Genomic DNA, 26102 nt, shown 5'->3' with positions numbered 1-26102 from the left:
TATGGTCCTGATATGAGTACCGCGCTCACCGCCGACGAGATCGAACGCTATGCCCGCCACATCGTGCTGCCCGAGGTCGGCGGCGCTGGCCAGCAGAAGCTCAAGCAGGCTCGGGTGCTGGTGATCGGCGCTGGCGGGCTCGGGGCGCCGGTGCTTGAATATCTCGCCGCGGCCGGTGTCGGCACGCTCGGCATTGTCGACGACGACACTGTTTCGCTCTCCAACCTACAACGGCAGGTCATTCACGGCACCGATATGGTCGGCATGCTGAAAACCCAGAGTGCAGGGGCTGCGATCGCCCGCATCAATCCCAACACATCGGTCGAAACGCACACGTTTCGACTCACCGCGGAAAACGCCCCTGCCCTCGTCGCCAAGTACGATATCGTCGTCGACGGGTCCGACAATTTCGAGACGCGTTACGTGGTTGCCGATGCCTGCGCCAGCGAAGGGAAGCCGCTGGTGCATGCGGCCGTCGGACGTTTCGATGGCTCGGTCACCGTGTTGAAGCCGTTCGAGGACGGCAGGGACGGCAGGCCGAACCCGAGCTATCGGGATCTGTTTCGCGAAGCCCCGCCGCCGGGCCTGGTGCCGTCCTGTGCGGAGGCCGGAGTGCTCGGCGCGCTGACCGGGGTCGTCGGCACGCTGCAGGCGATGGAGGCGATCAAGCTGATCACCGGCATAGGCGAGCCCCTGATTGGCCGGCTGCTGCTTTACGATGCGCTCGCCGCCCGCTTCGAGACGATCCGCTACAAGAGACGCTGATCTTGGAACGGCCCCATGTTTCAATCATGCAAATCCCCGCCGATTTCGGCCGCTGGGGTGATGTGCTTGCCTTGATCATGCATGCTTTCGCCCTCATGGACGGCATCATCGACCCGCCATCGTCGGCTCACCTGCTCACAGTCGAAGCACTGCGCGCCAAGGCCCTGCGGGAGACAGGCTTTGTGGCGCTCGACGGCGACAGGATCGTGGGCTGCGTTTTTGCTCTTGAAAGGGTCGAGGGTCTTTATGTCGGCAAGCTCGCCGTCGCCCCGGACCGCCAGGGGCAAGGCATTGGCCGGCGGCTGATGCAAGCGGCCGAAGATCTGGCCCGCAGCCGCGGCAAGGCCGACATCGAACTGGAGACGAGGATCGAGCTGACTGCAAATCATGCCGCCTTTGCCCGGCTCGGCTTTCACGAAACCGAACGGACGGCGCATCAGGGCTATGACAGGCCGACGTCCATCACCATGCGCAAGACCATTTCGTAAGCTTCGGTTTATGAGAGCCGGCGCCTGGAAGGTTTTCAGGTCCTGAGCGGCAGCACGCGGTCCGGCGGGCGATGGCCATCGACGAAGGCGCGGATATTGATGATGACCTTCTCGCCCATGTCGATGCGGCCCTCGAGCGTGGCCGAGCCCATATGCGGCAGAAGCACGACCTTGTTCCTGGCGGCGAGCTTCAAGAGCTTGCCGTTCAGGGCCGGTTCGTGCTCGTAAACGTCCAGGCCGGCGCCGGCGATCTTGCCGTCCTGGATCAGTTTGACCAGCGCTTCTTCGTCGATGATGTCGCCGCGGGCAGTGTTGACGATATAGGCGGTGGGCTGCAGCAACGCCAGCCGCCGCGCCGACAGAAGATGAAAGGTGGCGGGTGTCGAGGGACAATTGACCGAGATGATGTCCATGCGGGCCAGCATCTGGTCGAGACTTTCCCAATAGGTCGCCTCCAGCCCATCCTCGACCGCCGGCAGCACACGATGCCGGTTGTGATAGTGAATGGACAGGCCGAAAGCCTTGGCTCGCCTGGCAACGGCGGTGCCGATGCGGCCCATGCCGACAATGCCGAGCCGCTTGCCCCAGATGCGCCGGCCAAGCATCCAGGTCGGCGACCAGCCGGCCCATTTCTTGTCGCCCGTGAGCACATTGGCGCCTTCCGCCAGCCGGCGCGGCACCGCCAGCATCAGCGCCATGGTCATGTCGGCGGTATCTTCGGTGAGCACGTTGGGCGTGTTGGTGACGGTGATGCCCCTCTTGGCCGCCGCCGCCACATCGATCTTGTCGACGCCGTTGCCGAAATTGGCGATCAGCTTGAGATTGTCGCCGGCCTGGGCAATCAGTGCGGCGTCGATCTGGTCGGTCACGGTCGGCACCAGCACGTCGGCTTCCTTGACCGCTGCGACCAGTTCCGGCTGCGTCATCGGCCTGTCCTCGACATTCAGCCTCGCGTCGAACAGCTCGCGCATGCGGGTCTCGACCGGGTCGGGCAGCTTTCGCGTGATGACCACGAGAGGCTTCTTTTTGCCTACCATTGTTTCCCTCGTTGAGACCTCTTTAACCAAGACAGGCGAAACTGAAAGCCGGTCGCGGTAGCCGATTTACCCATGTAACAAGCGGTGCCGCCGAAGACAAAGAAAAAGGGGTGCCGCAGCCATCGGGCCGGTGCCGAAAGGAACGAAAGTGTCTGGTTTCGCGTCGCTTCGCCTGGCCCTCAGCGCAGCATTTCTCGGCGCTCTTCTCTATACTCCGCTTGCCGACGCGCAAAGCGCGGCCGCTCCCGCCCAGGGCGCCATCACACTCGGACCGAGCGGCCTGCCGCTGCCGCGATTCGTGAGCCTGAAATCCGGCCGCGTTAACTCGCGCGTCGGTCCCGGCGCCAACTATTCGGTCGACTGGATGTATATGAAGGCTGGCCTGCCCATGGAAATCATCCAGGAGTTCGATACCTGGCGGCGCGTGCGCGACGCCGACGGCTCGGAAGGATGGATCAACCAGTCGCTGCTTTCGGGCCGGCGTACCGCAATCGTCGCTCCCTGGCAACGCGGCAAGGGCGGCCAGATCAACCTTCTCAAGAGCCCCGAAAAGGATGCCAGGGTGGTGGCGATCGTAGAACCCGGCGTCATGGGCACGATCAAAGCCTGCGACGGCCAGTGGTGCGAGATGACGTTCGACGGCCACACCGGCTGGCTCGCCCAGTCGGTCGTCTGGGGCGCTTATCCGGGCGAGCGGGTCAAGGACTGAACGTCTCGCTTTTGCGCCCGATACGGCCGAGATGGGTATCCTGAAATCCTGTTGACAGCTTCAGGCCGTAGCCCAGCGCGCGGTCGATCGCGATATGGGCAATCCAGATCAGTGCTAGGGCGCTGCCGACCGCACTACCGGCGAGGTGCCCGGCAAGCAACAGGAGCACCGGCACGATCAGAATGTGCAAGGCGTTGTAGGCAATGGCGCCGACGCGCGAGCCGCCGAGATAGCCCAGCATCGACAGGTCCGGCGCCAGGATGAGCAACGCGAAGAGCCACCAGGAAGCGCCTGTCGCGCCATAGAAGACGATTGCGGCAGCCGCCGCGACGGCCCATTCGAGCCGGACTGTCCAATCGAGAGATTTCATCTCAGACCGATTATCCGGGCCGGACCGATTGTTCCGCCCTTGCCGATCATTCCCGACGCTTGGGACGCAGCCTCACCACGATATCGACATTGGCGATCTCCATGCCTTCGGGCGGCTCCGGCAGGTTGGTGACGGTTACCGGGCCGTTGGCGATGTCGAAAATCCTGTTTTCGCCTTCGATGTAGAAATGGTGGTGGTCGGAGGTGTTGGTGTCGAAGTAGGTCTTGGAACCCTCGACGGCGAGAATGCGCAGCAGTCCCGCCTGGGTAAACTGGTGAAGCGCGTTGTAGACGGTGGCCAGCGATACCGGCACGCCGGCGGCCTGCGCCTCCTCATGTAGTTCCTCAGCCGACAAATGGCGGTCGCCCTTGGCGAAAAGCAGGTCGGCCAGCGCAATGCGCTGACGGGTCGGCCTCAGGCCGGCTTCACGTACCCGCTTGTCCACAGCGACATTTTCCTTCCGGCAGCCCCGGTCCATCTGGTCTTCCAAGCTCGCAGTCCCGCTTCAAGACACGCCCAGAATGGCAAAAAAATGAATATCTGCCGGAACCGGACCCCTGTTGACATATATTCTGTCGCCCGAATGCGATCAATAGCGCGCATTGACCCGGGCAGACTGGCGGGTTAAGCGCAAACGCCGGTTTCCGGCCAGAAACAGATTGTGTTAGGACACCAACGACAAGGGCGCGCTACCGCCCGGACGATATGGGGACGAAATTGATGGCGGGTTCGAAATCCAGCTACGACTACGAAGAATTGCTGGCCTGCGCTCGCGGCGAGCTGTTCGGAGAGGGCAATGCCCAGTTGCCCTACCCGCCAATGCTGATGTTCGACCGTATCACCGAGGTCAGCGAGACCGGCGGCGCCTTCGACAAGGGTTTCATTCGCGCGGAATTCGATATCAAGCCCGACCTGTGGTTCTTTGCCTGCCATTTTATCGGCAATCCGATCATGCCGGGCTGTCTCGGCCTTGACGCGCTGTGGCAATTGACCGGCTTCTATCTGGGCTGGCTTGGCGAACCCGGCAAGGGAATGGCGCTGTCAACCGGAGAGGTCAAGTTCAAGGGCATGGTCACGCCATCGGTCAAGAAGGTCGAGTATGGCGTTGATTTCAAGCGTGTGATGCGCGGCCGGCTGGTGCTCGGCATCGCCGATGGCTGGATGAAGGCGGATGGCGAGCCCATATATGCGGCGACGGACCTGAAGGTGGGTCTGTCCAAGCAGTCGGCGGTCGCTTGACCGCAGCCCTGGCCCGCCCATTGGCCAGCATCCCTGGAAGGAGTTGCGAATGAGACGTGTCGTAGTCACAGGCCTCGGCATCGTGTCGTCGATCGGCAACAATGCCAACGAGGTGCAGACCTCGCTGCATGACGCCAGATCCGGCATCAGCTTTTCCGATTCCTTTGCCGAACATGGCTTCCGGTGCCAGGTCTGGGGCGCGCCGACGCTCGACCCCTCGGCGATGATCGATCGCCGCGCGATGCGATTCCTGAGCCAGGGCGCGGCCTGGAATCACGTCGCCATGGACCAGGCGATCGCGGATGCCGGCCTCGACGAGAGCGACATCACCAACGAGCGCACCGGCATCGTCATGGGTTCGGGCGGTCCCTCCACCCGCACCATCGTCGAGGCGGCCGAAACCACGCTCAAGAACGGCAGCCCCAAGCGCATCGGTCCCTTCGCGGTGCCGAAGGCGATGTCGTCGACGGCCTCGGCAACCTTGGCCACATGGTTCAAGATCCATGGCGTCAACTATTCGATCTCCTCGGCCTGCTCGACCTCGGCGCATTGCATCGGCAATGGCTACGAGCTGATCCAGTGGGGCAAGCAGGACATGGTCTTTGCCGGCGGCCACGAGGATCTCGACTGGACGATGTCGGACCTGTTCGACGCCATGGGCGCCATGTCGTCGAAGTTCAACGACAGGGCCCCGACCGCATCGCGGGCCTACGACGCCAATCGCGACGGCTTCGTCATAGCCGGCGGCGCCGGCGTCCTGGTGCTGGAAGAACTGGAGCACGCCAAGGCGCGCGGCGCCAAGATCTACGCGGAGATCGTCGGCTACGGCGCCACTTCGGACGGTTTCGACATGGTTGCGCCCTCGGGCGAAGGCGCGGTCCGCTGCATGCGCCAGGCGCTGGCGACGGTTTCCACGCCGGTCGACTATATCAACACCCACGGCACCTCGACGCCGGTCGGCGATTCCAAGGAAATGGGAGCGATCCGTGAAGTGTTTGGCGAGAAGATGCCGTTCATCACGTCGACGAAGTCGCTGACCGGCCATTCTCTGGGCGCGGCGGGCGTGCAGGAATCCATCTATTCGATCCTGATGATGCAAGGCGGCTTCATCGGCGAAAGCGCCCATATCGAGACGCTCGATCCGGAATTCGAGGGCATGCCGATCGTACGCAAGCGCATCGACAACGCAGGGATCGACACCGTTCTGTCGAACTCCTTCGGTTTCGGCGGCACCAACGCGACGCTCGTTTTCCAGCGCTACTCCGCATAAGGCCAAGTTTTTCATATAAGGATTGCCGGCCATGGACGGGTTGATGATGGGCAAGCGCGGGCTTGTCATGGGTGTTGCCAACGATCATTCGATCGCCTGGGGCATTGCCAAGAAATTGTCCGAACAGGGGGCGGAACTGGCCTTCACCTACCAGGGCGAGGCTTTTGGCCGCCGGGTCAAGCCGCTCGCCGACAAGCTCGGCGCTTCGCTGGTCGTTCCCTGCGACGTCGAGGACAGCGCTTCGGTCGCCGCCACGTTCGAGACGCTTGGCAAGGCGTGGGGTGGACTGGACTTCGTCGTCCATGCCATCGGCTTTTCCGACAAGAACGAGTTGAAAGGCCTCTACGCCGATACCAGCCGGGACAATTTCGTCCGCACCATGGTGATCTCCTGCTATTCCTTCACCGAGGTGGCGCGCAATGCCGCGCCCTTGATGACTGCCGGCGGCTCGATGATCACGCTGACCTATGCCGGCTCGGTCCGCGTCATGCCGAACTATAATGTCATGGGCGTCGCCAAGGCTGGCCTGGAGGCCAGCGTGCGCTACCTCGCCAACGACTACGGTCCGCGCGGCATCCGGGTCAACGGCATCTCGGCCGGTCCGGTGCGTACACTGGCCGGCGCCGGCATTTCGGACGCCCGCCACATGTTCTCCTACCAGCAACGGAACTCGCCGCTGCGCCGGACCGTGACGATCGACGAGGTCGGCGGCTCCGCGCTCTATCTCCTGTCCGACCTTGCTTCCGGCGTCACAGGCGAAATCCACTATGTCGATTCCGGCTACCATATCGTGTCGATGCCGACGCTCGACGAGTTGAAGCAGACGGATGGCGGGCGCGACTAACGAGCGGCCCCGGTCACGCGGGTCTTTTGGCAGTAAAGAAAATAATCCTCTCCAGTAAAATTGGATTCATTCGCGGAAACTCATTTTAAGGAGGTTTCCGCTATAAAGCTTCCCATCTGGGGACCTTTTCATGCCTGCCGCCAGCAACCCGAAGCGAACACCCGTGTTCCGACTGCTCACGATAGCGAGTTCGGGCATTGGCAGTTTCGTCCTCGGACTCTGGGGCTTGAAGCACGGTCTCGGCGACGGATTTGCCGGCATATCGGCTGATATGATGGTGTCGGTCATGGCCGCGCTTTGTGCGCTGGCCGCATCGGTGGCGGCAATGTCCTTCTTTGCTGGTGTCGATGAATCGGCGAATTTCGTCTTCAACGAAACCCATTTCGACAAGCTGACCGGACTGCTGGCCCGCCCGGCGATGGTCGGCAAGATCGCCGAGGCGGCATGCGCTACAAGCCGCACCGGGGAACCGATGTTCCTGATCGACATCGACATCGACCGCTTCAAGCAGATCAACGACGCGATCGGCTACACCCAGGGTGACGAACTGATCCGCGCCTTCACCAAGCGGCTGCACGACTGCGTGCCGGCGCGCGCGCTGATCGGGCGGATCGGCACCGGCGAGTTCGCGGTGCTGCTTCCCGATCATCAGATCCAGGGGACCCTGGAAAGCATGATCGAGAGGCTCATCGACGAGATGATGGAGCCGTATGAACTCAGCACCCACCAGCAATCGGTGAGCCTGTCGGTGGGCATCGTGGCGATGCCCAAGGATGGGATCGATCCGGTCCTCATCCTGCGCCGTTCCAACCTGGCGCTGCAGAATGCGCGCGCCAGCGGGGTTGGCAACTGGTCGGTCTTCAACAGCGAGATGGGGCGGGTGGCCGACCATCGCCAATGGGTCGAGTCCGAACTGCACAATGCATTCGAGCGCGGCGATTTCGACCTGCATTATCAGCCGCAGCTCGACCTTCCGACCGGCCGCATCGTCGGCTACGAGGCGTTGATCCGGTGGCAGCATCCCGAACGCGGCATGATCCCTCCGATGGAGTTTATCCAGATCGCCGAGGAGACCGGCATGATCAATCCGATCGGCGAATGGGTGCTGCGCAAGGCCTGTAGCGATGCCCGCCATCTGCCGGACGACTGTTTCGTCGCCGTCAACATCTCGCCGGTCCAGTTCATGACCAAGGATTTCGTCGGCCTTGTGCGCGACACGATGCGGAGCACCGGCATCAAGCCGTCACGGCTGGAACTGGAAGTCACCGAGACGGCGATGATGCAAGACCGCGACCGCGCGGCCGCCATCCTGAAAGAACTCGCCGAGATTGGGATCTCGGTCGCCGTCGATGATTTCGGCACCGGCTATTCCAACCTCAGCTATCTGATCGACTTCTCGTTCGGCAAGCTGAAGATCGACCGCTCCTTCGTCAGCCGCATCGATACCGATGCGAGCTCCGGCGCGGTCGTATCGACCATTGTCGGGCTTTCACGGGCGCTAGGCGTCAGCATCATTGCCGAGGGCGTCGAGACCGAGAACCAGGCGACACTGCTGCGGGCAGCCGGTTGCGAAGTGGTGCAGGGCTATCTGTTCGGCCGGCCGGCGCCGCTCAAATTCAGCGCTGGTGACAGGCACGCCACCGACGAGGTCCGGCGCGTCGCCAATCTACACTGACCTACAGCATGTCGCGGCGAATAGGATTCGCCCGACCACCTGTAAGCTTCTCATCTTATGCATGTCGTCGTCCCGGAACCGAGGACATTTCGGGCGACATGCATTAAACGGATCACGTCAGCGCCGTGCGACAAACACCTTGAACATGCCGTCGCGGGCAAGCTCGGCGTGGCTGGCAAAGGCGGCCGACAGCATCGGCTCGTAGGGAAGCTGGCGGTTGGCGACCAAGAACAGGCGTCCACCGGGCTTCAGGGCCTTGGCCGCGGCGCGGATCATCCCGACGCCGATCTCGGGCTCGGCCGCACGGCTGCGGTGGAAGGGCGGGTTCATTGCGATGACGTCGTAGCGGCGCTCGACAGGCTCGGCCAGCAGATCCGTCCAGAAGAAGCCCTGCGCCACGGTGTTGGCAAGGTTGGCCCTGGCGGCCTCCAGCGCATCGAAATCGGCTTCGTAAAGATCCGGGGCCGACAAGCCCGGGCAGCGGGCAGCCATCTCGGCCGCCACGTAGCCCCAGCCGGCGCAGAAATCAGCCGCGGTGCCACGCAAATCACCGGGCAGATTGTCGACCAGCAGTTTCGATCCGGCATCGACGCGATCGAAGGAGAACATGCCGGGTGCGGTGCGGAAGCGGTCCTCAACGAGCAAGGCGGGATTGGCGGCGCGAAGCGTGGCGGCGGCTTGCACATCAACCGGACGACGCAGCCAGAAGGCAATACCATGATATTTTGGCATGTAGCCATCAAGCAGCACAAGATCGCCGACGCGCTTGCGCAGGCTTGCGGTGCCATCCTCCTTGCCACCGGCAACGACGATCAATCCGCCCTCCGCCACCCGCTCGAGAGCCTCGGCGATGCGCAGTTCGTTCTCGCCGCGATGGCGGCCGGCGAGCACCAGAACTGCATCAAAACCCTCACCGGTCGATTGCGGCGTGACTGTGAAGCCAGCCGCCTGCAACGCGCGGAAATACGGGCGAAAGCCCTGCACGAGATGCAGCTTAGCCTCGAAACCCGGTGGCAAGCGCAAGCCGGGTTCGGCGCCAAGGAAGAGAATGCGCTCGTCCCTGCCCGGCGGAGAAAGAGCCTCGGCCTCGAACGGGTGAAAAAGCGTCTTCAGCGCTTCAGCGGACATAGCCGTGCTCCATAAATAAAAGCGGGCGCGACATAAGCCGCGCCCGCTTCGATTTTTCCGTCAGAGGCCTCAGGCGGCGTTTTCTTCGCCTTCAGTTTTCTTGTCGCGGGCGATTTCCTTGCCGGTGGCCTGGTCGACGACCTTCATAGACAGGCGGACCTTGCCGCGCTCGTCGAAGCCCATCAGCTTGACCCAGACCTTGTCGCCTTCCTTGACGACGTCCGAGGTCTTGGCGACCCGGTCGTTGGCAAGCTGCGAGATGTGGACGAGGCCGTCACGCGGGCCGAAGAAGTTGACGAAGGCACCGAAGTCGGCGGTCTTGACGACCGTGCCTTCGTAGATCTCGCCGACTTCCGGCTCGGCGACGATCGTGTGGATCCACTTCTTCGCCGCCTCGATCTCCTTGGCGTTCGACGAAGCGATCTTGACCGTGCCATCGTCCTCTATGTTGATCTTGGCGCCGGTCTTCTCAACAATCTCGCGGATGACCTTGCCGCCCGAACCGATGACGTCGCGGATCTTGTCGGTCGGGATGTGCATGACCTCGATGCGCGGCGCGAACTCGCCGAGTTCGGGGCGGGCGCCGGTCAGAGCATGAGACATCTCGCCCAGGATATGCAGGCGACCGTCCTTGGCCTGGCCAAGGGCGATCTTCATGATCTCCTCGGTGATGCCGTCGATCTTGATGTCCATCTGCAGCGAGGTGATGCCGCCTTCGGTGCCGGCAACCTTGAAGTCCATGTCGCCGAGGTGATCCTCGTCGCCCAAGATATCGGAGAGCACAGCGAAGCGCTCGCCTTCCTTGATCAGGCCCATGGCGATACCAGCCACCGGCTTGGCCAGCGGCACGCCGGCATCCATCAGCGCCAGCGAGGTGCCGCAGACCGTAGCCATCGACGACGAGCCGTTGGACTCTGTGATCTCCGAGACGACGCGCAGCGTGTAGGGGAACTGGTCGGCGGAGGGCAGCATCGGACGGATGGCGCGCCAAGCGAGCTTGCCATGGCCGATTTCGCGGCGGCCTGGCGAACCCATGCGGCCGGTCTCACCTACGGAGTAGGGGGGGAAGTTGTAGTGAAGGAGGAACTTCTCCTTGTACATGCCGGTCAAGGAATCGACGTACTGCTCATCCTCGCCGGTGCCCAGCGTGGCAACGACCAGCGCCTGGGTCTCGCCGCGGGTGAACAGCGCCGAACCATGGGTGCGCGGCAGAACGCCGACTTCGGAGACGATCTTGCGAACCGTGCTCAAGTCGCGACCATCGATGCGCGCGCCGGTGTCGAGGATGTTCCAGCGTACGACCTTCGCCTGCAATTCCTTGAATACCGAGCCGATCTGTTCGGAGGTGTACTTTGCGTCCTCGCCTTCAGCCGGGGCAAACGCGGCCTTGACCTTCGCCTTGACGGCGTCGACGGCGGCGTAGCGCTTCTGCTTGTCGACGTTCTTGTAGGCATTGCTGAGCTCATCGCCGACGATTTTCAGCATCTCTGCTTCAAGCGCGGAATAATCCGGCGCGGTGAAGTCGCGCGGCTCCTTGGCGGCAACTTCCGCCAGCTTGATGATGGCGTCGATGACCGGCTGGAAACCCTTGTGGCCGAACATGACAGCGCCGAGCATCAGCTCTTCGCCGAGTTCCTTGGCTTCCGACTCGACCATCAGCACGGCATCAGTGGTGCCGGCAACGATGAGGTCGAGCTTGGACTCCTGCATCTCGTCGACGTGCGGGTTCAGCACATATTCGCCATTGATGTAGCCGACGCGCGCGCCGCCGATCGGGCCCATGAAGGGAACGCCCGACAGGGTCAGCGCCGCCGAGGTGGCGACGATCGACAGGATGTCCGGGTCATTTTCGAGATCGTGCTGGACGACGGTGACGACGATCTGCGTGTCGTTCTTGTAGCCGGCGGCGAAGAGCGGGCGGATCGGGCGGTCGATGAGGCGGGAAACCAGCGTTTCCTTCTCGCTCGGACGGCCTTCGCGCTTGAAATAGCCGCCCGGGATCTTGCCGGCGGCATAGGTCTTTTCCTGGTAATTGACGGTCAGCGGAAAGAAGTCGAGACCGGGCTTGGGCTCCTTCATCGAAACGACGGTGGCGAGAACCTTGGTCTCGCCGTAGGTGGCGAGCACCGCGCCGTCGGCCTGGCGCGCGATCTTGCCGGTCTCCAGGATGAGCGGACGACCGCCCCATTCGATTTCCACTTTGTGGTGATTGAACATGTCTTGTCCTTAATAAGCGGAAAGGGCCGCGCCGTTTCACGGTGCGCGGATGCCCTTTGCCTGGCTTCCTTTCTCGGGCAGCCACGGGCAAGACAACGGGAAGCTCGGGTGATTTAGGCGCGACAAGCGCGCGAGCGTCCTGCAATCCTGCCCCATGACCGTCCATGGGCGGTTTCGAGCGGCCCTTTGCACGCTCGAAACCGGGTCTGGCCAGCCTATGCGACTGGCAGAATGCGCGACCGGCGGGCTCTCCGAACAAAGCCCGCCGGTCAATTCGTCAACGGCGCAGACCGAGCTTCTCGATCAGTGTCTGATAGCGCGAGTCGTCCTTGCGCTTGAGATAATCAAGCAGGCTGCGGCGCTGGGACACGAGAGCGAGCAGACCACGGCGGGAATGGTTATCCTTCTTGTGGTCCTTGAAATGGTCGGTCAGGTTCTTGATGCGCTCGGAAAGGATGGCCACCTGGACTTCCGGAGACCCGGTATCGCCCTTGGCGGTTGCGAATTCACCCATCAATTCCTGTTTGCGCTCGGCAGTAATCGACATCGTGTTTTTCCTTATCTGTTTGAGGAAACGGGTCGCCCACAGCCGGGATGTCGTCCAGCAGGGGCCGTGCATGCAAAGCGTCAAGGCGCTATGCTGCGGCGCATATAGTGCAATTCCCTGAAAAACACCAGCCCAATTCACAAGCCGGCTTTTGAGGCTCAAATGGCAGGTTTAACCCCCGTCAAAGCCATTTCTTCCATTTGAAGAATGCAATCAGCCCGACAGCGACGGCTGCCATGAACAGCAGAGACAATGGATAGCCGTAGTACGCCTTCAGCTCCGGCATATTCCATGGGGAGCTGGCGGGGTCGAAGTTCATACCCCAGATGCCGACCAGGAAGGTGAGCGGCATGAAGATGACCGAAACGATGGTGAGATAGGAGATGACGTCGTTGGTTCGGGCTTGGCTCAGCGACAGATGCATTTCGATCAGGCCGGTCAGCATGTCGCGCTGGGTCTCGACCAGCTCGATCAGCCTGAGCGAATGGTCGAGGGTGTCGTTGAGGAAGACCTTGGTCTCGGCTGTTACATAGGCCACGTCGTTGCGGATCAGCGTTGCCAGCGCATCGCGCATGGGCCACAGCACGCCCTTCAGAACATTGGCATCGCGCCGCAATTCGTGCAGCTGCCGCATCTGGTGCTTGTGCGTCGAATGCAGCATCTGGTCCTCAATCCCGTCGACCAGGTCGCCGGCAGCCTCGATCGGCGGAAAATAGCTGTCGACGATGGCGTCGATCAACGCATAGGCGAGATAGTCGGCGCCGCGCGTGCGCAACCGGTTGGGCGCCGAACTCTCGATGCGCTTGCGTACGGGATCGAACGGGTCGCCTTCGCGCTCCTGGAAGGTGACGACGAAGTTCTCGCCGAGGAAGAGAGCGATCTGCTCGTAGCGATGCGACGTGACATCGTCGATCATGCGCATGACGACGAAGGCGTGGTCCTCGAAGAAGTCGACTTTCGGCCGCTGGCCGGTGTTGACGACATCCTCCAGCGCCAGTGGATGCAGGCTGAAGATGCGGCCGATCTCCTCGATCAATTGGATATTGGCAAGGCCGGTGCAGTCGAGCCAGATGACGGGCCATTTCCGGCAACTGGCCTCGACATCGTCGATGCTGGCGTTCTCGATGGTCTTGAACTTCTGCGGCGAGATCAAGGTCAGCCGCAGTTCGGAGCGCCGCGCCGCCGGATCGGCGATCAGCGTGCCGGGCGAGGCGCCAACCGGAGGCCGCCTCGTCTTCACCGGCGCCCGTTTTTTCACCACCTCGGCCTTTGCCATGCCACCACCCGTCGAACCTGCCTGTCCTATACCGCCATGGCGATCAGACCGGTCACCCGGCAAAGACCCGCTTGGGCTTGAACATGCCTTGCTCGATAGCGCCAATGGCGACGAGCTTGCCCCGCGCCGTCGCACAGGCTTCCTCCGCCTCTACCGGTGCGTCACGGCCACGAATGATGACCGGATTGCCGAGGCGTATCTTTGTCGCGGCATCGTCGCTGATCGCGATCCGCGGCAGGCAGTCGAGCGCCGCCGAGGTGTCGACGAGAAGCCCGTCGATGGCGCCGAAATCGATGGGCATCTCCACTGCGTCCGCGGCGTCTGCCTCCGGATCCGGTTTATCGTGACCTTGCGCGCCGAAGCGCGCGGCCTCGAGTTCGGCGATGGTGACGAAGTCCTCTGGCGTAAACGGCTCGACCTCGACCCGGCGCAGTTCGCTGATATGGCCGAAGCAGCCGAGGTCGCGGCCCATGTCGCGGGCCAGCGAACGTACATAGGTGCCCTTGCCGCATTCGACCTCGAAAATCGTCTGGTCCGGCTTGTGCTCGATAATGTCGAGCCGGCCGATCTCGATCTCGCGTGGCGGTATGTCGACCGTCTCACCTTCGCGGGCGAGGTCGTAGGCGCGTTCACCCGCAATCTTGATGGCGGAAAATTGCGGTGGCGTCTGCATGATGACGCCGGTGTATTTCGGCAGCAGCACCCGGACATCGGCTTCCGATGGACGCTGATTGGCCTCTTTCGTCACCGGACCTTCGAGGTCATCGGTCGACCGCTCCTGTCCCCAGGCAACGGTGAAACGGTAGATCTTGGCGCCGTCCTGCACGTAGGGCACGGTCTTGGTGGCCTCGCCGAGCGCGATCGGCAGCATGCCGGAGGCAAGAGGGTCGAGCGTGCCGGCATGGCCGGCCTTTTCGGCCTGGAACAGCCATTTGATCTTGGAGACGGCCTCGGTCGAGCCCATACCGACCGGCTTGTCCAGCACCACCCAGCCCGAGACTGGCCGGCCCTTCTTCTTGCCGCGACGCCCCATTATTCTTCTTCCTTGTTGTCGTCGCTATCCAGGTCGCGTGCCACTTCGGGCGACTTCAGCAGGTCGTTGATCCTGGCGAAATTGTCGAAGGACGTATCCAGCCGGAAACGGAACTCCGGCATGTACTTCATCTGCCGGAGCGCGCCGGAGACGCGGCCGCGCACGAACTTGGCATGCTTGTTCAGCGCTTCGATCACGGCGTCGGTATCCTTTGCGCCAAGCGGAGAAACGAAGGCTGTGGCGATCTTGAGATCCGGCGACATGCGCACTTCCGACACCGAAACCACGGTATTTTCAATCAACGGGTCAATGATCTCCCCCCGCTGCAGGGTTTCCGAGAGCGCATGGCGCACCTGTTCACCGACGCGCAACATGCGCTGGGATGGGCTTGATGTGGTGGAACGGGGCATTTTTCTCGATCCTGAAAGCGTGAGGCGCGGGATGGGACCGTGCCGCATGTCTCAAATGATTATTGTCAACAGGCTTGTGGTCAACAGACTTGTGGTCAAAGACTTGGGGCGGCGGCCTTTCGACCACCGCCCGATATCGACAAGTCACTCGACCTCAGAGTGTGCGGGTCACCATCTCGACGCGGAAGCACTCGATGACGTCGCCGACGCGCATGTCCTCGTAGTTCTGGAAGGCCATGCCGCACTCCTGGCCGCCCGGGACTTCCGAAACTTCGTCCTTGAAGCGCTTCAGGGTCTTCAGCGTGCCTTCGTGGATGACGACGTTGTCGCGGATCAGGCGTACGCCCGCACCACGCTCGACCTTGCCTTCGGTGACACGGCAGCCGGCGATCTTGCCGACCTTGGTGATGTCGAAGATCTCGAGGATCTCGGCATTGCCGATGAAGGTCTCGCGACGCTCCGGCGAGAGCAGGCCCGACAGAGCCGCCTTCACGTCATCCACGAGGTTGTAGATGATCGAGTAATAACGGATCTCGATGCCCGCGGCCGCGGCTGCTGCACGCGCCTGCACATTGGCACGAACGTTGAAGCCGATGATCGCCGCGCTGGATGTTTCCGCCAGCGAGACGTCGCTTTCAGTGATGGCGCCGGCACCGGAATGAACGATGCGCGCACGAACCTCGTCGGTGCCGAGCTTGTCGAGCGCGGCATTGATCGCCTCGATCGAACCCTGCACGTCGCCCTTGATGACCAGCGGGAATTCCTTCAGCCCGCTCGTCTGCAATTGCGACATCATCTGTTCGAGCGAGCCGCGCTGGCCCGCATGCCTGGCCACCGCCTTCTCGCGCGCCAGACGCTGGCGATATTCGGTGATCTCGCGGGCACGGGCCTCGTTGTTGACCACGGCGAAGCGGTCGCCGGCCTGCGGCGTTCCCTGAAGGCCGAGCACCTCGACCGGCATCGCCGGCGGTGCTTCCTTGATCTGCTCGCCGCGATCGTTGACCAGAGCGCGCACGCGGCCCCATTCGTTGCCGGCGACGAGGATGTCACCCGGCATCAGGGTGCCGGTCTGCACCAGAACGGTGGCGACGGGACCACGGCCCTTGTCGAGCTGCGCCTCGATGACAACGCCCTCGGCGGTACGGTCGGGATTGGCCTTGAGGTCGAGGATTTCGGCCTGCAGCAGGATCGCCTCGAGCAGCTTGTCGAGATTGGTGCCCTTGGTCGCCGACACTTCGACGTCCAGCACTTCACCGCCCATCGATTCGACGAAGACTTCATGGCGCAACAGTTCCGAGCGCACCTTCTGCGGATCGGCGTCATGCTTGTCGATCTTGTTGATCGCCACGATGATCGGAACGCCGGCCGCCTTGGCGTGGCTGATCGATTCGATCGTCTGCGGCATGACGCTGTCGTCTGCCGCGACCACCAGGATGGCAATGTCGGTCGCCTGGGCGCCACGGGCGCGCATCGCCGTGAAGGCGGCGTGGCCGGGCGTGTCGATGAAGGTGATCTTCTGACCGTTCTTCTCGACCTGATAGGCGCCGATATGCTGGGTGATGCCGCCGGCCTCGCCGGAAACGACATTGGCGTTGCGGATCGCATCGAGCAGCGAGGTCTTGCCGTGGTCGACGTGGCCCATGATGGTCACGACCGGCGGACGCGACACCAGGTCCTCGGCATTGTCGGCAATGTTGAACAGGCCTTCCTCGATGTCGGACTCGGCGACGCGGCGGACCGTATGACCGAATTCGGTGGCGACCAGTTCGGCCGTGTCGGCGTCGATGACGTCGCCCGGCTTCAGGATCTGGCCCTGCTTCATGAAATACTTGACCAGGTCGACAGCACGCTCCGACATGCGCTGCGCCAGTTCCTGGATGGTGATGGTCTCGGGCAGGATCACTTCGCGCATGACCTTCTCGCGCGGCTCGTTGTGCATCGCGCGCTTGAATTTTTCCTGGCGGCGACGCATCGACGACAGCGAACGAGCCCGCGCATCCTCGTCGGACAACGCGGAGTTCAGTGTCAGCTTGCCACGGCGGCGGTCTTCCTCGCTCTTGGTGGGCTTTGCCGGACGCGCGACTTCAGGCGTGACCGGGCGGCGCACCGGTGCGCCGGCGGTCGCCCGCTTCGGCTTCACCTCTTCCTCCTCGTCGGCGGTTGCCAACTCGGCGGCTTGCGGTGCGCGGCGGCGCGCCTCTTCCTCGGCGCGGCGGCGCGATTCGGCCTCGGTCTGCAACCGTGCCTCTTCCTCGGCCTGGCGGCGCGCGGAGTCCTCGCGTTCGCGCTTGCGGCGCTCTTCGTCCTCGGCGCGGCGCTTGGCGTCCTCGGCGGCTCGCTGACGGTCTTCGACCTCGCGGACCTTCGAGCCCTCGAGCGCCCTGCGGCGCGCTTCCATCTCGCTGCGCGACAATTCGTTCAGCACCATGCCGCTGCGCTCGACCGGAGCCGGCGGCGGCGGTGGCGCCTTGGGCGCTTCCTGGACGACAGGCGCCGCCACGACCGCCGGCTTCGGCGTGAAGACGGGCGCAGGCGGAGCCGCGACCGGCTCCGGCTTGTCGCCGGGCAGCGAGAACTTGCGCTTCTTGGTCTCGACCACGACCGACTTGGTACGGCCGTGCGAGAAGTTCTGGCGCACGGTGCCCTGTTCCATGCTGGGGCGCTTCAGCGTCAAGGTCTTCTTCGGTGTAACACTCAACGTCTTGTCGTCGCCCGATTTCGTATCGCTCATTCCATATCCTCTGCGGCATCATCTTCGTCAGCAACGGCCGCAAGCATTGCAAGATCGTCCGGGGTACCGCCCCGATATCGGTCGAGCGCAACCATGCGCTTCTGGACCGCCTTACCCGCGTCTCCCGCGAGGACGGCAGCATGTATCACATTTGTACCCCCCAATGCCAAGCTCAACTCGGCCTCGGAGAAAAGTTTGTAGGCAAGGATGGAGGGGCCGCCGATATGAACGGTCGCCCGCCGCGCCTGGCTGATCTTGCGTACGCCATCCGCGGACGCCTCGGTCGCGTGGAGCACGAAAAGCGCCAGTCCGCCGCGCACCGCGCTCTCGACCTTGGTAGCGCCTAGCGAAATCGCGCCTGCCTTGCGGGCAAGGCCCAGCATACCGAGAGCGGATCTGGAAAGCAGCCCATCGACCATTCCGCCGAGATCGGGCGGTACGACCACCTGTGCCTTGAAGGCGCGGGCAAAAAGGTTCTTGGCCGCCGCCTTCTCGATATGTAGGCGGTCCGCACTCACCCAGCAACCACGGCCGGGCAGATTTCTCTTGAGATCGGGAACGACGGCCGAATCCGGGCCGACGACGAACCGGATCAGTTCATCCGGTTCGGCCTGTTTGCGGGTGACGATGCAGGTGCGATCGTTCATCTCGTCCAAGGGCGGGTTGTGTGCGATGCGGTTTCACCTCACGCACCAACGGCTTCGTCGGCCGTTTCTTCTTCGGCCGCAAGCTCGTCTTCGGTGATCCAGCCGGCCTTGAGGCGAGCGGCCAGAACCATCTGCTCGGCATCGGCGCGCGAAACGCCGTGATTGGCCAGCACGCCGGGATAGACCTTGGTCTCGCCGTCCTTGCGTTCCTTCCAGCCGGTGAGGTCGTCTGCGGCATAGCCGGCGAAATCCTCGATCGTCTTCACGCCGTCCTCGCCGAGCGTCACCATCATGGCGGTGGTGACGCCGGGGATTTCGCGCAGATCATCCGAAACGCCCAGCGCCTTGCGCTTATCGTCGTGCTCGGCCTCGATCTTCTCCAGATATTCGCGGGCGCGGGTCTGGATTTCCGAGGCTGTATCCTCATCGAAGCCGTCGATCGAGGCGATCTCGCCGGCATCGACATAGGCGACTTCCTCGACGCTGGTGAAGCCTTCCGAGGCCAGCACCTGGCCCACCATCTCGTCGACATCGAGGGCTTCCATGAACAGCGCCGAGCGCTCGACGAATTCCTTCTGGCGGCGCTCGGATTCCTCGGCCTCGGTCAGGATGTCGATGTCCCAGCCGGTAAGCTGCGAGGCAAGGCGCACGTTCTGGCCGCGGCGGCCGATGGCCAGCGACAGCTGATCATCGGGAACCACCACTTCGATGCGCTCCGCATCCTCGTCGAGCACGACCTTGGCGACTTCCGCCGGCTGCAGCGCATTAACGATGAAGGAGGCGGCCGAGGGCGACCACGGAATGATGTCGATCTTCTCGCCCTGCAGTTCGCCGACGACTGCCTGGACGCGGCTGCCGCGCATACCGACGCAGGCGCCGACCGGATCGATCGAGCTATCACGCGAAATGACGGCGATCTTGGCGCGCGAGCCCGGGTCGCGGGCGACCGACTTGATCTCGATGATGCCGTCATAGATCTCCGGCACTTCCATGGTGAAGAGCTTGGCCATGAACTGCGGATGGGTGCGCGACAGGAAGATCTGCGGGCCGCGCTGCTCGCGCCGCACGTCGTAGACATAGGCGCGGACACGGTCGCCGTATTTGTAGTTTTCGCGCGGGATCAGCTCGTCGCGGCGGATGATCGCTTCGCCACGGCCAAGATCGACGATGACGTTGCCATATTCGACGCGCTTGACCGTGCCGTTGACGATTTCGCCGATACGGTCCTTGTATTCGTCATACTGGCGGTCACGCTCGGCCTCGCGCACCTTCTGCACGATGACCTGCTTGGCAGACTGCGCGGCGATGCGGCCGAAATCCATCGGCGGCAGCAGTTCGGCGATGAAATCGCCAAGCTGGGCGTCGGGATTGCGCTCGCGTGCGGAGGAAATGGCTATCTGGGTGGCGTAATCGTCGACCTTCTCGACCACTTCCATCAGCCGCTGCAGCTTCATCTCGCCGGTGTTCGGGTTGATATCGGCGCGAATGTTGGTCTCCTGGCCATAACGCGAACGCGCCGCCTTCTGGATCGCATCGGCCATGGCGGCGATGACGATCGACTTGTCGATCGACTTCTCACGCGCGACCGCATCGGCAATCTGCAGCAGTTCAAGTCTATTGGCGCTTACAACCATGTTCTTTCTCCCGAGCCTGTTCGCCGGACCTTTGCGCCCGGCAGCTCAATCAAATTTCCTGTTCGTGTTCGTCCGTGGCGTCCGGTTCCGTACCTTCGGACACATCGTCGTCCGGTTCACCGCGGCGTCGCTTGGCTTCCTTGCGCTCCCTGTTGTCCTTGGACAACGCTTCGCGAATGAGGTCGTCGGTCAGGATCAGCCTGACATCGGCGATGGCATCGTAGGGCACGCGCACTGTCGGCTCCTCGCCATAGGCCGCCTTATCGCGCTCGATCAGCACGTCGTTCTCGCCGGCCTCGGCGATCTTGCCCTTGAAGCGCTTGCGGTCGGCAACGACGACCGACGTTTCCATCTTCACCAGATGACCGGTCCAGGTCACGAAATCCGATTTGCGCACCAAAGGCCGGTCGATGCCGGGCGAGGAGACTTCGAGATGATACGCCTTTTCGATCGGATCATCGACGTCGAGCGCCGGCGACACCGCGCGGCTGACCTCCTCGCAATCCTCGACGGTCATGGTGCCGTCCTCACGCTCGGCCATGATCTGCAGCGTCAGCCCGTTTTGGCCGGACAGATGCACGCGCACGAGGCGAAAGCCGATGCCGCGCAGGACCGGCTGGACGATCAGCGCAATGCGCGCATCGATGCCGCTTTCGCGGATGATGCGGTCGTCACCTTCGTTTGCCGTTGCAGTCATCGTTGCCTATCGTTCGTCTCGAACCTATCGGCAGGTAATAAAAAAGAGCGGGACCGGGTGGACCCACTCTTCGTCATACCGACCAAGAATTTGAGGCTGATATAAACGAACACGGTTCGTGTTTCAAGTCCGCAGTGGCGGCCCGGGAAAGCCCGGCGGCGTCAGGGTTGTTCCAGGCGCATGGCCGCCATGCGGCAATCCCCCTGTGAGAGCCGGCGGCGCGCCCTTATTTGTTAGCCATCAAACGATTTGAACCGGCGCGCGTGCGCGCGAAAGGACAAGACCATGAGCAACCGCGGGATATTCTCCGCCTTGGGCGATCTGTTCACCACATTCGGCAGCGCCGTTGCCGCATCTCGCGCCGTGGAGGCCGGGCGCAAGCCCAGAGCCGACGACCTGCGCAATCTCGGTATGGATCCGGCTGTATTCAACAGGATTGGTCGTTTCTGACTCCAACAGGCATTCGATCCCGTCCTCCCGGGGGTGCCGGTTGGGCGGACCTACGTCCTGACGAAAGTCAGATAGGCCGGCTGGCGCCCCTCGCGAATGGCCTTTGCCTCATAACGCGTGCCGGGCCAGCCCTCATAGGAGCGATGCCAGTCCGCCGCGTCCGCAGCCTGCCATGCGAAAGCGCCATGCGCCCGGCAATGCAGCAAGGTCCAGTTCACATAAGTGTCGATGTCGGACGCAAAGCGGAATTTCGAGCCGGGTTTCAGGACGCGTGCGAAACGGTCGAGATTGACCAGGCTCACGAAACGCCGCTTCCAGTGTTTTTTCTTTGGCCAGGGATCGGGATAGAGAAGATCGATGCCGTCGAGCGAGGCCGGCGGCAACCAGTCAAGCAACTGGGTGGCGTCGTCGTCGTAGACCTTGAGATTGGCCAGCGGCGCTGCCCGCACCGCCATCATCATCTTGGCCATGCCGTTGACGAAGGGCTCGACACCTATGAAGCCGGTCGCGGGCGCCTCGATGGCGCGATGCAGGAGATGTTCACCGCCGCCAAAGCCGATCTCGAGCCGAACCGCCGAAACCTTTGCTTCAAACAGGACGCGCAGGTCTGGCGGTGCCTCGGCCGTCAGATCGAGCCGGTATTTGCCAAGCCCGCTTTCCAGCGCCGCAGCCTGCTGCGGGCGCACGGGCTTGCCGCGCCGACGACCGAAGAAGGCTTCGGTCATGCGGCTTGGCCTGTCCGCGTCACTCATCGACTGGCGCAAGTCCTGCCGCCGCCCTCAGGCCGCGACAGCATCCTTGAGCGCCTTGGCCAGATCGGTCTTTTCCCAGGAGAAAGACCCGTCCCGGCCCGCCTTGCGGCCGAAATGGCCGTAAGACGACGTCTTGGCGTAGATCGGCTTGTTGAGGTCGAGATGACGGCGGATGCCTGACGGCGACAGGTCCATCACGCTACGCAGCGCGTCCTCGAGCTTTGCCTCATCGACCTTGCCGGTGCCGTGCAGGTCGACATAGACCGATAATGGCTGGGCGACACCGATGGCGTAGGAAAGCTGGATGGTGCAGCGATCGGCAAGCTTCGCCGCCACGACGTTCTTGGCCAGGTAGCGCGCGGCATAGGCAGCCGACCGGTCGACCTTGGTGGTGTCCTTGCCGGAGAAGGCGCCGCCTCCATGGGGAGCCGCGCCGCCATAGGTGTCGACGATGATCTTGCGGCCGGTCAGGCCGGCATCGCCGTCCGGACCGCCGATGACGAACTTGCCGGTCGGGTTGATGTACCACATGCAATCGTCAGCGATCTTGAGGTCACCCAATGCCTCGCGGATATAAGGTTCCACGACCTTGCGGACCTTCTTGGAATCCCAGCTTGAATCCAGATGCTGGGTCGACAGCACGATCTGCGTCGCCTCGGCGGCCTTACCGTCGACATAGCGGACGGTGACCTGGCTTTTCGCGTCCGGCCCGAGCTTGCCGGCCTCGCCGTTGTTTTCGTGGCGGGCGGCTGCCAGCAGTTCGAGAATCTTGTGGCTGTAATAGATCGGCGCCGGCATCAGGTCCGGCGTCTCGCGGCAGGCATAGCCGAACATGATGCCCTGGTCGCCGGCACCTTCCTCGCCCTGACGGTCGGCGGCGTTGTCGACGCCCTGGCCGATATCAGGCGACTGGCCATGCAGCAGGACCTCGATCTTGGCCGTCTTCCAGTGAAAGCCGGCCTGCTCGTAGCCGATCTCCCGGATCGCCTTACGGGCGACGGATTTGAACTTCGCCGGGTTGACGACAGGGTGGCCCGCGGCATCCTTGAGGATGTTGCCGCCCTTGTCCTTCTTCAACAGCGTCTCGGGAACGCGCACTTCACCGGCGATGACGACCCGGTTGGTGGTCGCGAGCGTCTCGCAGGCGACACGGACCTTCCACGGGTCCATGCCGGTCTTCTTGGCTTCACGATAGACCAGATCGACGATTTCGTCGGAGATCCGGTCACAGACTTTGTCGGGATGGCCCTCGGCTACGGATTCCGAGGTAAAGAAGTAGTTCTGCCGCGTCACGGGTGTCCCCTCTTGAAAAACGATCGGCAGGCTGCCGATTTTGGCGCGCCACGTGTTAGCGGGGCAAAGCGCTGCTCGTCAAGCGTTGCCGCGGCTCTGGCCTGAATGTCGGAGGCGATATCTTGTGCCACCGGCGGCGCACGCCGCCGGTGCAAACCGCATTGCGGGTCAGTCGAGATCGTCCTCGGCGAGCGATTTTACCAGGTCAATGATCCTGCGGCGCACCTTGACGTCGGCGATCTTGACAAAGGCCCGGTTGAGCTGAAGTCCTTCGGGACTGCCGCAGAACTCGACAGCGAAAGCCATCGAACTATCCTCGGCAAAGCCGCGGTTGGCTGTCAATTCCTGGCCTGGCGCATCCTCGAAAAAGAAGGCGACGGGGACGCCGAGTATGGAGGCGATCGCTTGCAGGCGGCTGGCACCGACGCGATTGGTGCCCTTTTCATATTTCTGGATTTGTTGGAACGTGATGCCGAGATTCTCGCCCAGCTTTTCCTGGCTCATTCCGAGCATATTGCGGCGAAGCCGGACCCGGCTTCCCACGTGAATGTCGATGGGATTGGGTTTCTTCTTGTTTTCTTCTGTCATTTTTTCCCTCGCCGAATTTTTTCGGCTTCGTGATTTTTTCCCGCCCAAAGAAAGCCGGAGGCGACTGCCCCAACAGAACGATCCACCAGCTTCGAGAAATTTTCAGGCGGTACAGTATGAGTTTCTAATGTGCCAACTGTCAATTCACCCGTAGCTTTTGCCTTACGTTCAACAGCCCCCCGACAAGCGCAAACAGCAACATGACCAGCATTCCGTTAATGCGCCGCTGGCTGGACGAAATGACCGTCTGTGCGGAAACAGGCACCTTCACATCGATGGCTCCGCGCGCGTCGATCGCAAGGGCGTCGACGACGCGGCCACGGGAGTCGACCACGGCCGAGATGCCGTTGTTGGCAGCACGCAACAATGGCAATCCATTCTCCACCGCGCGAATCTGGGCCTGCCTGAAATGCTGATACGGTCCCGGCGTGTCGCCGAACCATGCATCGTTGGTAACGTTCACAATAAGCTGTGATGACGTAGCGTCAACTGCCACCAGATCGGGAAAGATCACCTCATAACAGATAAATGGCAGGGCACGAATGCCGCCCGGCAGCGTGATGGCATGACGCTCGTTGCCGGCCGTGAACGTCAGCGGCCCGGCGACGAGCTGTTCGATGCCGAAACGAGCGAGCAGGTCGGCGAAAGGCAGATACTCGCCGAACGGGACCAGATGAACCTTGTCCACGGCGTCGGCGATCTCGCCCTTGTCGTTGATCGCCACCACGGAGTTGTAGTAGCGGCTGTCGGCGCTGGCCGCCGAGCCGCCCTCCTCACGCACGACGCCGGCGATCAGCATCTGGCCGTCGCCCAGCATGTCGCCCAGCGCCGTCAAGGCGTCGGGGCGCTCCGTGAAAAGGAACGGTACGGAGGTTTCCGGCCAGAGAATCAATTGCGGTTTTTCGTGACCTGGGTCCGGTGCCTTTGCGGAGAGGCCGAGCAAGGTGGCGAAGATGCGGTCGCGCACCGAGGCGTCCCATTTTTCCGACAGGTCCACGGCCGGCTGGACGATACGGACATCGAGACTGCGCGTCGCCGGCTTTTCGGGCGCGGTGAGCCTGACATAGCCAAAGCCGACATGGGCGGCGGCGAGCACGACAAACAGCGTGGCGCCCAGCCGAAGATGCCGGCGCGCCGCCAGCAGCGCCGGCAGTGCGAAAAGGAAAACCGCGAGCGCATTCATGCCGATCATGCCGGTCACCGAGACGCTCTGCATCAAAAGCGGTACCGGCATCGCCGCGTAGCCGATGGCGTTCCAGGGGAAACCGGTGAACAGGAAACCGCGCAGCCACTCCGCCAGCGCAAAACCGAAGGCTAGGGCAGCGATACGGCCGATATCGCTGCTCCACAGGAGCCGCGCGACCACCGTTGCGAAGCCATAGAAAAATGCGAGCGCGAAGGGAATTCCGACCACCGCGAACGGCAGTGCCCAAGCAAAGTCGTCGGCCTCGACCAGCAGCGCCGAGCCGATCCACCAGAGGCCGGCGAGGAAATAACCGAAGCCGAACCACCAGCCGACGGCGAAAGCCGGCCGCAGGCGCCGCAACAGGCTGCCGGAGGCTTCGCCGGTCGCGCCATCGAGCAGCCAGACCAGCAGCGGAAACGAAATGAAACAGGCGGCAAAGAAATCGTAAGGCGCCTGCCCCAGAACCGTCAGCGCCCCAGCGAAAAACGCCACAAGCGAACGCCGCCAACCCCAAAGCAGAATTATCCGGCCGGCAAGGCGCTCCATGCGTATTTCCGTCGCGCGAATCAGGAGCTAAGATTTATCAGGCCGCGCCGCGCGCTCCAAACGCCGGCGTGATTACCCGGCCGCTCTCTACCGGTGCCAGCCTTCGATGCGCAGGCCACCCAACCGCTCGGCCTCTTCACGAGAAACAGAACCCATCGGCTGCGTGAACGTCCAGACATGGCCCTCGGGATCGCGCGCCCGATACTGGCGTTCGCCGTAGAACTGGTCCGCCGGCTCCTGGATTATTGCAGCACCGGCCGCGCGGGCCTGCTCGCAATGCGCATCCAGGCCGTCTGCCAACCTGACATAGACCGATTGCGTGTTCTTGCCCTGGACCGACGCGGGGCTCGCGACATGATCGGCCCATTCAGAATCGACAATGAGGTAGCAATCGCCGAACCGCATTTCGGCGTGGACCAGCTTTCCCTCAGCATTGCTGACCACCATGCTGCGCTCGAAGCCAAAGGCTGCTTCAAGCCAATCCAGGGCAGAGCGTGGATCTTTGTAAAACACGCCGGAGCCGAGGACCGAGTGCTTGAACGGATCCTCGATCGTCATGCGACAGCAGGC

26 protein-coding genes are annotated in these 26102 nt (G+C 62.8%); 8 read left to right on the top strand and 18 right to left on the bottom strand.

The features are described from left to right. Positions 1-12: 12 nt before the first annotated feature. Both ACVWWD_RS11945 and ACVWWD_RS11940 read left to right on the top strand, forming a co-directional pair. Positions 13-765: a molybdopterin-synthase adenylyltransferase MoeB gene (locus ACVWWD_RS11945; protein WP_457103078.1), complete on the top strand. Its 753-nt coding sequence runs from the start codon at positions 13-15 to the stop codon at positions 763-765. 26 nt (positions 766-791) lie between these two features. After that, positions 792-1253, top strand: a complete 462-nt coding sequence (locus ACVWWD_RS11940; RefSeq protein ID WP_031241019.1) for a GNAT family N-acetyltransferase — start codon at positions 792-794, stop codon at positions 1251-1253. Positions 1254-1288: 35 nt separating this feature from the next. Here ACVWWD_RS11940 and ACVWWD_RS11935 read toward each other — a convergent pair whose 3' ends face one another. Then, a complete protein-coding gene (locus ACVWWD_RS11935; RefSeq protein WP_023773040.1) occupies positions 1289-2290 on the bottom strand; it encodes a 2-hydroxyacid dehydrogenase in 1002 nt (333 codons plus the stop codon). Between the two features lie 148 nt (positions 2291-2438). Here ACVWWD_RS11935 and ACVWWD_RS11930 point away from each other — a divergent pair, with 148 nt between their 5' ends. Further along, positions 2439-2999, top strand: coding sequence for an SH3 domain-containing protein (locus tag ACVWWD_RS11930; protein WP_023773041.1), 561 nt, complete (start codon positions 2439-2441; stop codon positions 2997-2999). Here ACVWWD_RS11930 and ACVWWD_RS11925 read toward each other — a convergent pair. Beyond that, entirely contained in the window at positions 2989-3369 is a 381-nt protein-coding gene (locus ACVWWD_RS11925) for a DUF4260 domain-containing protein (protein WP_023783435.1), read from the bottom strand. The two genes, ACVWWD_RS11930 and ACVWWD_RS11925, sit on opposite strands and share 11 nt — an antisense overlap. A gap of 46 nt (positions 3370-3415) precedes the next feature. After that, complete coding sequence (gene irrA / locus ACVWWD_RS11920) at positions 3416-3847, bottom strand: iron response transcriptional regulator IrrA (protein WP_023773043.1); 432 nt, start codon at positions 3845-3847, stop codon at positions 3416-3418. Between the two features lie 242 nt (positions 3848-4089). Here irrA and fabA point away from each other — a divergent pair, with 242 nt between their 5' ends. The 4 genes from fabA to ACVWWD_RS11900 all read left to right on the top strand — a co-directional run bounded on the left by fabA (position 4090) and on the right by ACVWWD_RS11900 (position 8397). Then, entirely contained in the window at positions 4090-4608 is a 519-nt protein-coding gene (fabA, locus tag ACVWWD_RS11915) for a 3-hydroxyacyl-[acyl-carrier-protein] dehydratase FabA (RefSeq protein WP_127276870.1), read from the top strand. 49 nt (positions 4609-4657) lie between these two features. Continuing rightward, a complete protein-coding gene (fabB, locus tag ACVWWD_RS11910; RefSeq protein ID WP_023773045.1) occupies positions 4658-5878 on the top strand; it encodes a beta-ketoacyl-ACP synthase I in 1221 nt (406 codons plus the stop codon). Positions 5879-5909: 31 nt separating this feature from the next. Further along, positions 5910-6722, top strand: a complete 813-nt coding sequence (gene fabI, locus ACVWWD_RS11905; RefSeq protein ID WP_352549916.1) for an enoyl-ACP reductase FabI — start codon at positions 5910-5912, stop codon at positions 6720-6722. 130 nt (positions 6723-6852) lie between these two features. Beyond that, entirely contained in the window at positions 6853-8397 is a 1545-nt protein-coding gene (locus tag ACVWWD_RS11900) for a putative bifunctional diguanylate cyclase/phosphodiesterase (protein WP_023795398.1), read from the top strand. Positions 8398-8514: 117 nt separating this feature from the next. Here ACVWWD_RS11900 and ACVWWD_RS11895 read toward each other — a convergent pair whose 3' ends face one another. From ACVWWD_RS11895 to rimP, 10 genes are all read right to left on the bottom strand, one after another. Next, on the bottom strand, positions 8515-9525 hold the full coding sequence (locus ACVWWD_RS11895) for a methyltransferase (RefSeq protein ID WP_457103077.1): 1011 nt from the start codon (positions 9523-9525) through the stop codon (positions 8515-8517). A 69-nt stretch (positions 9526-9594) separates the two neighbouring features. Then, positions 9595-11742, bottom strand: coding sequence for a polyribonucleotide nucleotidyltransferase (pnp, locus tag ACVWWD_RS11890; RefSeq protein ID WP_015314001.1), 2148 nt, complete (start codon positions 11740-11742; stop codon positions 9595-9597). A 277-nt stretch (positions 11743-12019) separates the two neighbouring features. Continuing rightward, on the bottom strand, positions 12020-12289 hold the full coding sequence (gene rpsO, locus ACVWWD_RS11885; protein WP_015314002.1) for a 30S ribosomal protein S15: 270 nt from the start codon (positions 12287-12289) through the stop codon (positions 12020-12022). A gap of 181 nt (positions 12290-12470) precedes the next feature. Then, a complete protein-coding gene (gene corA / locus ACVWWD_RS11880) occupies positions 12471-13565 on the bottom strand; it encodes a magnesium/cobalt transporter CorA (RefSeq protein ID WP_023773049.1) in 1095 nt (364 codons plus the stop codon). Positions 13566-13617: 52 nt separating this feature from the next. Then, positions 13618-14598 (bottom strand): tRNA pseudouridine(55) synthase TruB, encoded by a 981-nt coding sequence (gene truB / locus ACVWWD_RS11875; RefSeq protein WP_352549914.1) that lies wholly within the window; start codon positions 14596-14598, stop codon positions 13618-13620. Next, on the bottom strand, positions 14598-15008 hold the full coding sequence (rbfA, locus tag ACVWWD_RS11870; protein WP_023773051.1) for a 30S ribosome-binding factor RbfA: 411 nt from the start codon (positions 15006-15008) through the stop codon (positions 14598-14600). The genes truB and rbfA overlap by 1 nt, the downstream gene beginning before the upstream one ends. Positions 15009-15162: 154 nt before the next feature. After that, positions 15163-17739, bottom strand: a complete 2577-nt coding sequence (infB, locus tag ACVWWD_RS11865; RefSeq protein ID WP_457103076.1) for a translation initiation factor IF-2 — start codon at positions 17737-17739, stop codon at positions 15163-15165. Beyond that, complete coding sequence (locus ACVWWD_RS11860) at positions 17736-18386, bottom strand: RNA-binding protein (protein WP_023772685.1); 651 nt, start codon at positions 18384-18386, stop codon at positions 17736-17738. Before ACVWWD_RS11860 ends, infB begins: the two co-directional genes overlap by 4 nt. Before the next feature lie 38 nt (positions 18387-18424). Beyond that, the gene (nusA, locus tag ACVWWD_RS11855) at positions 18425-20020 is read right to left on the bottom strand and encodes a transcription termination factor NusA (protein WP_023772684.1); all 1596 of its coding nucleotides are present in this window, start codon (positions 20018-20020) and stop codon (positions 18425-18427) included. Positions 20021-20069: 49 nt separating this feature from the next. Next, on the bottom strand, positions 20070-20717 hold the full coding sequence (rimP, locus tag ACVWWD_RS11850) for a ribosome maturation factor RimP (protein WP_023772683.1): 648 nt from the start codon (positions 20715-20717) through the stop codon (positions 20070-20072). Between the two features lie 285 nt (positions 20718-21002). Between rimP and ACVWWD_RS11845 the strand changes: the two genes are divergently transcribed. Further along, entirely contained in the window at positions 21003-21167 is a 165-nt protein-coding gene (locus ACVWWD_RS11845; protein ID WP_023772682.1) for a hypothetical protein, read from the top strand. 50 nt (positions 21168-21217) lie between these two features. Here ACVWWD_RS11845 and trmB read toward each other — a convergent pair whose 3' ends face one another. The 5 genes from trmB to ACVWWD_RS11820 form a co-directional block, all read right to left on the bottom strand. Next, positions 21218-21919: a tRNA (guanine(46)-N(7))-methyltransferase TrmB gene (gene trmB, locus ACVWWD_RS11840; protein ID WP_352547715.1), complete on the bottom strand. Its 702-nt coding sequence runs from the start codon at positions 21917-21919 to the stop codon at positions 21218-21220. Between the two features lie 27 nt (positions 21920-21946). Next, positions 21947-23212 (bottom strand): methionine adenosyltransferase, encoded by a 1266-nt coding sequence (gene metK, locus ACVWWD_RS11835; RefSeq protein WP_352547713.1) that lies wholly within the window; start codon positions 23210-23212, stop codon positions 21947-21949. Positions 23213-23380: 168 nt separating this feature from the next. Then, a complete protein-coding gene (locus ACVWWD_RS11830) occupies positions 23381-23800 on the bottom strand; it encodes a helix-turn-helix domain-containing protein (protein ID WP_127279029.1) in 420 nt (139 codons plus the stop codon). Between the two features lie 139 nt (positions 23801-23939). Beyond that, positions 23940-25532: an apolipoprotein N-acyltransferase gene (gene lnt, locus ACVWWD_RS11825; RefSeq protein ID WP_023795401.1), complete on the bottom strand. Its 1593-nt coding sequence runs from the start codon at positions 25530-25532 to the stop codon at positions 23940-23942. A gap of 87 nt (positions 25533-25619) precedes the next feature. Continuing rightward, a complete protein-coding gene (locus tag ACVWWD_RS11820; RefSeq protein WP_023783425.1) occupies positions 25620-26090 on the bottom strand; it encodes a VOC family protein in 471 nt (156 codons plus the stop codon). Positions 26091-26102 lie beyond the last annotated feature (12 nt).

It is taken from the genome of Mesorhizobium sp. URHB0026, from assembly GCF_054059755.1.
This window is presented reverse-complemented; position numbering and strand designations above follow the sequence as displayed.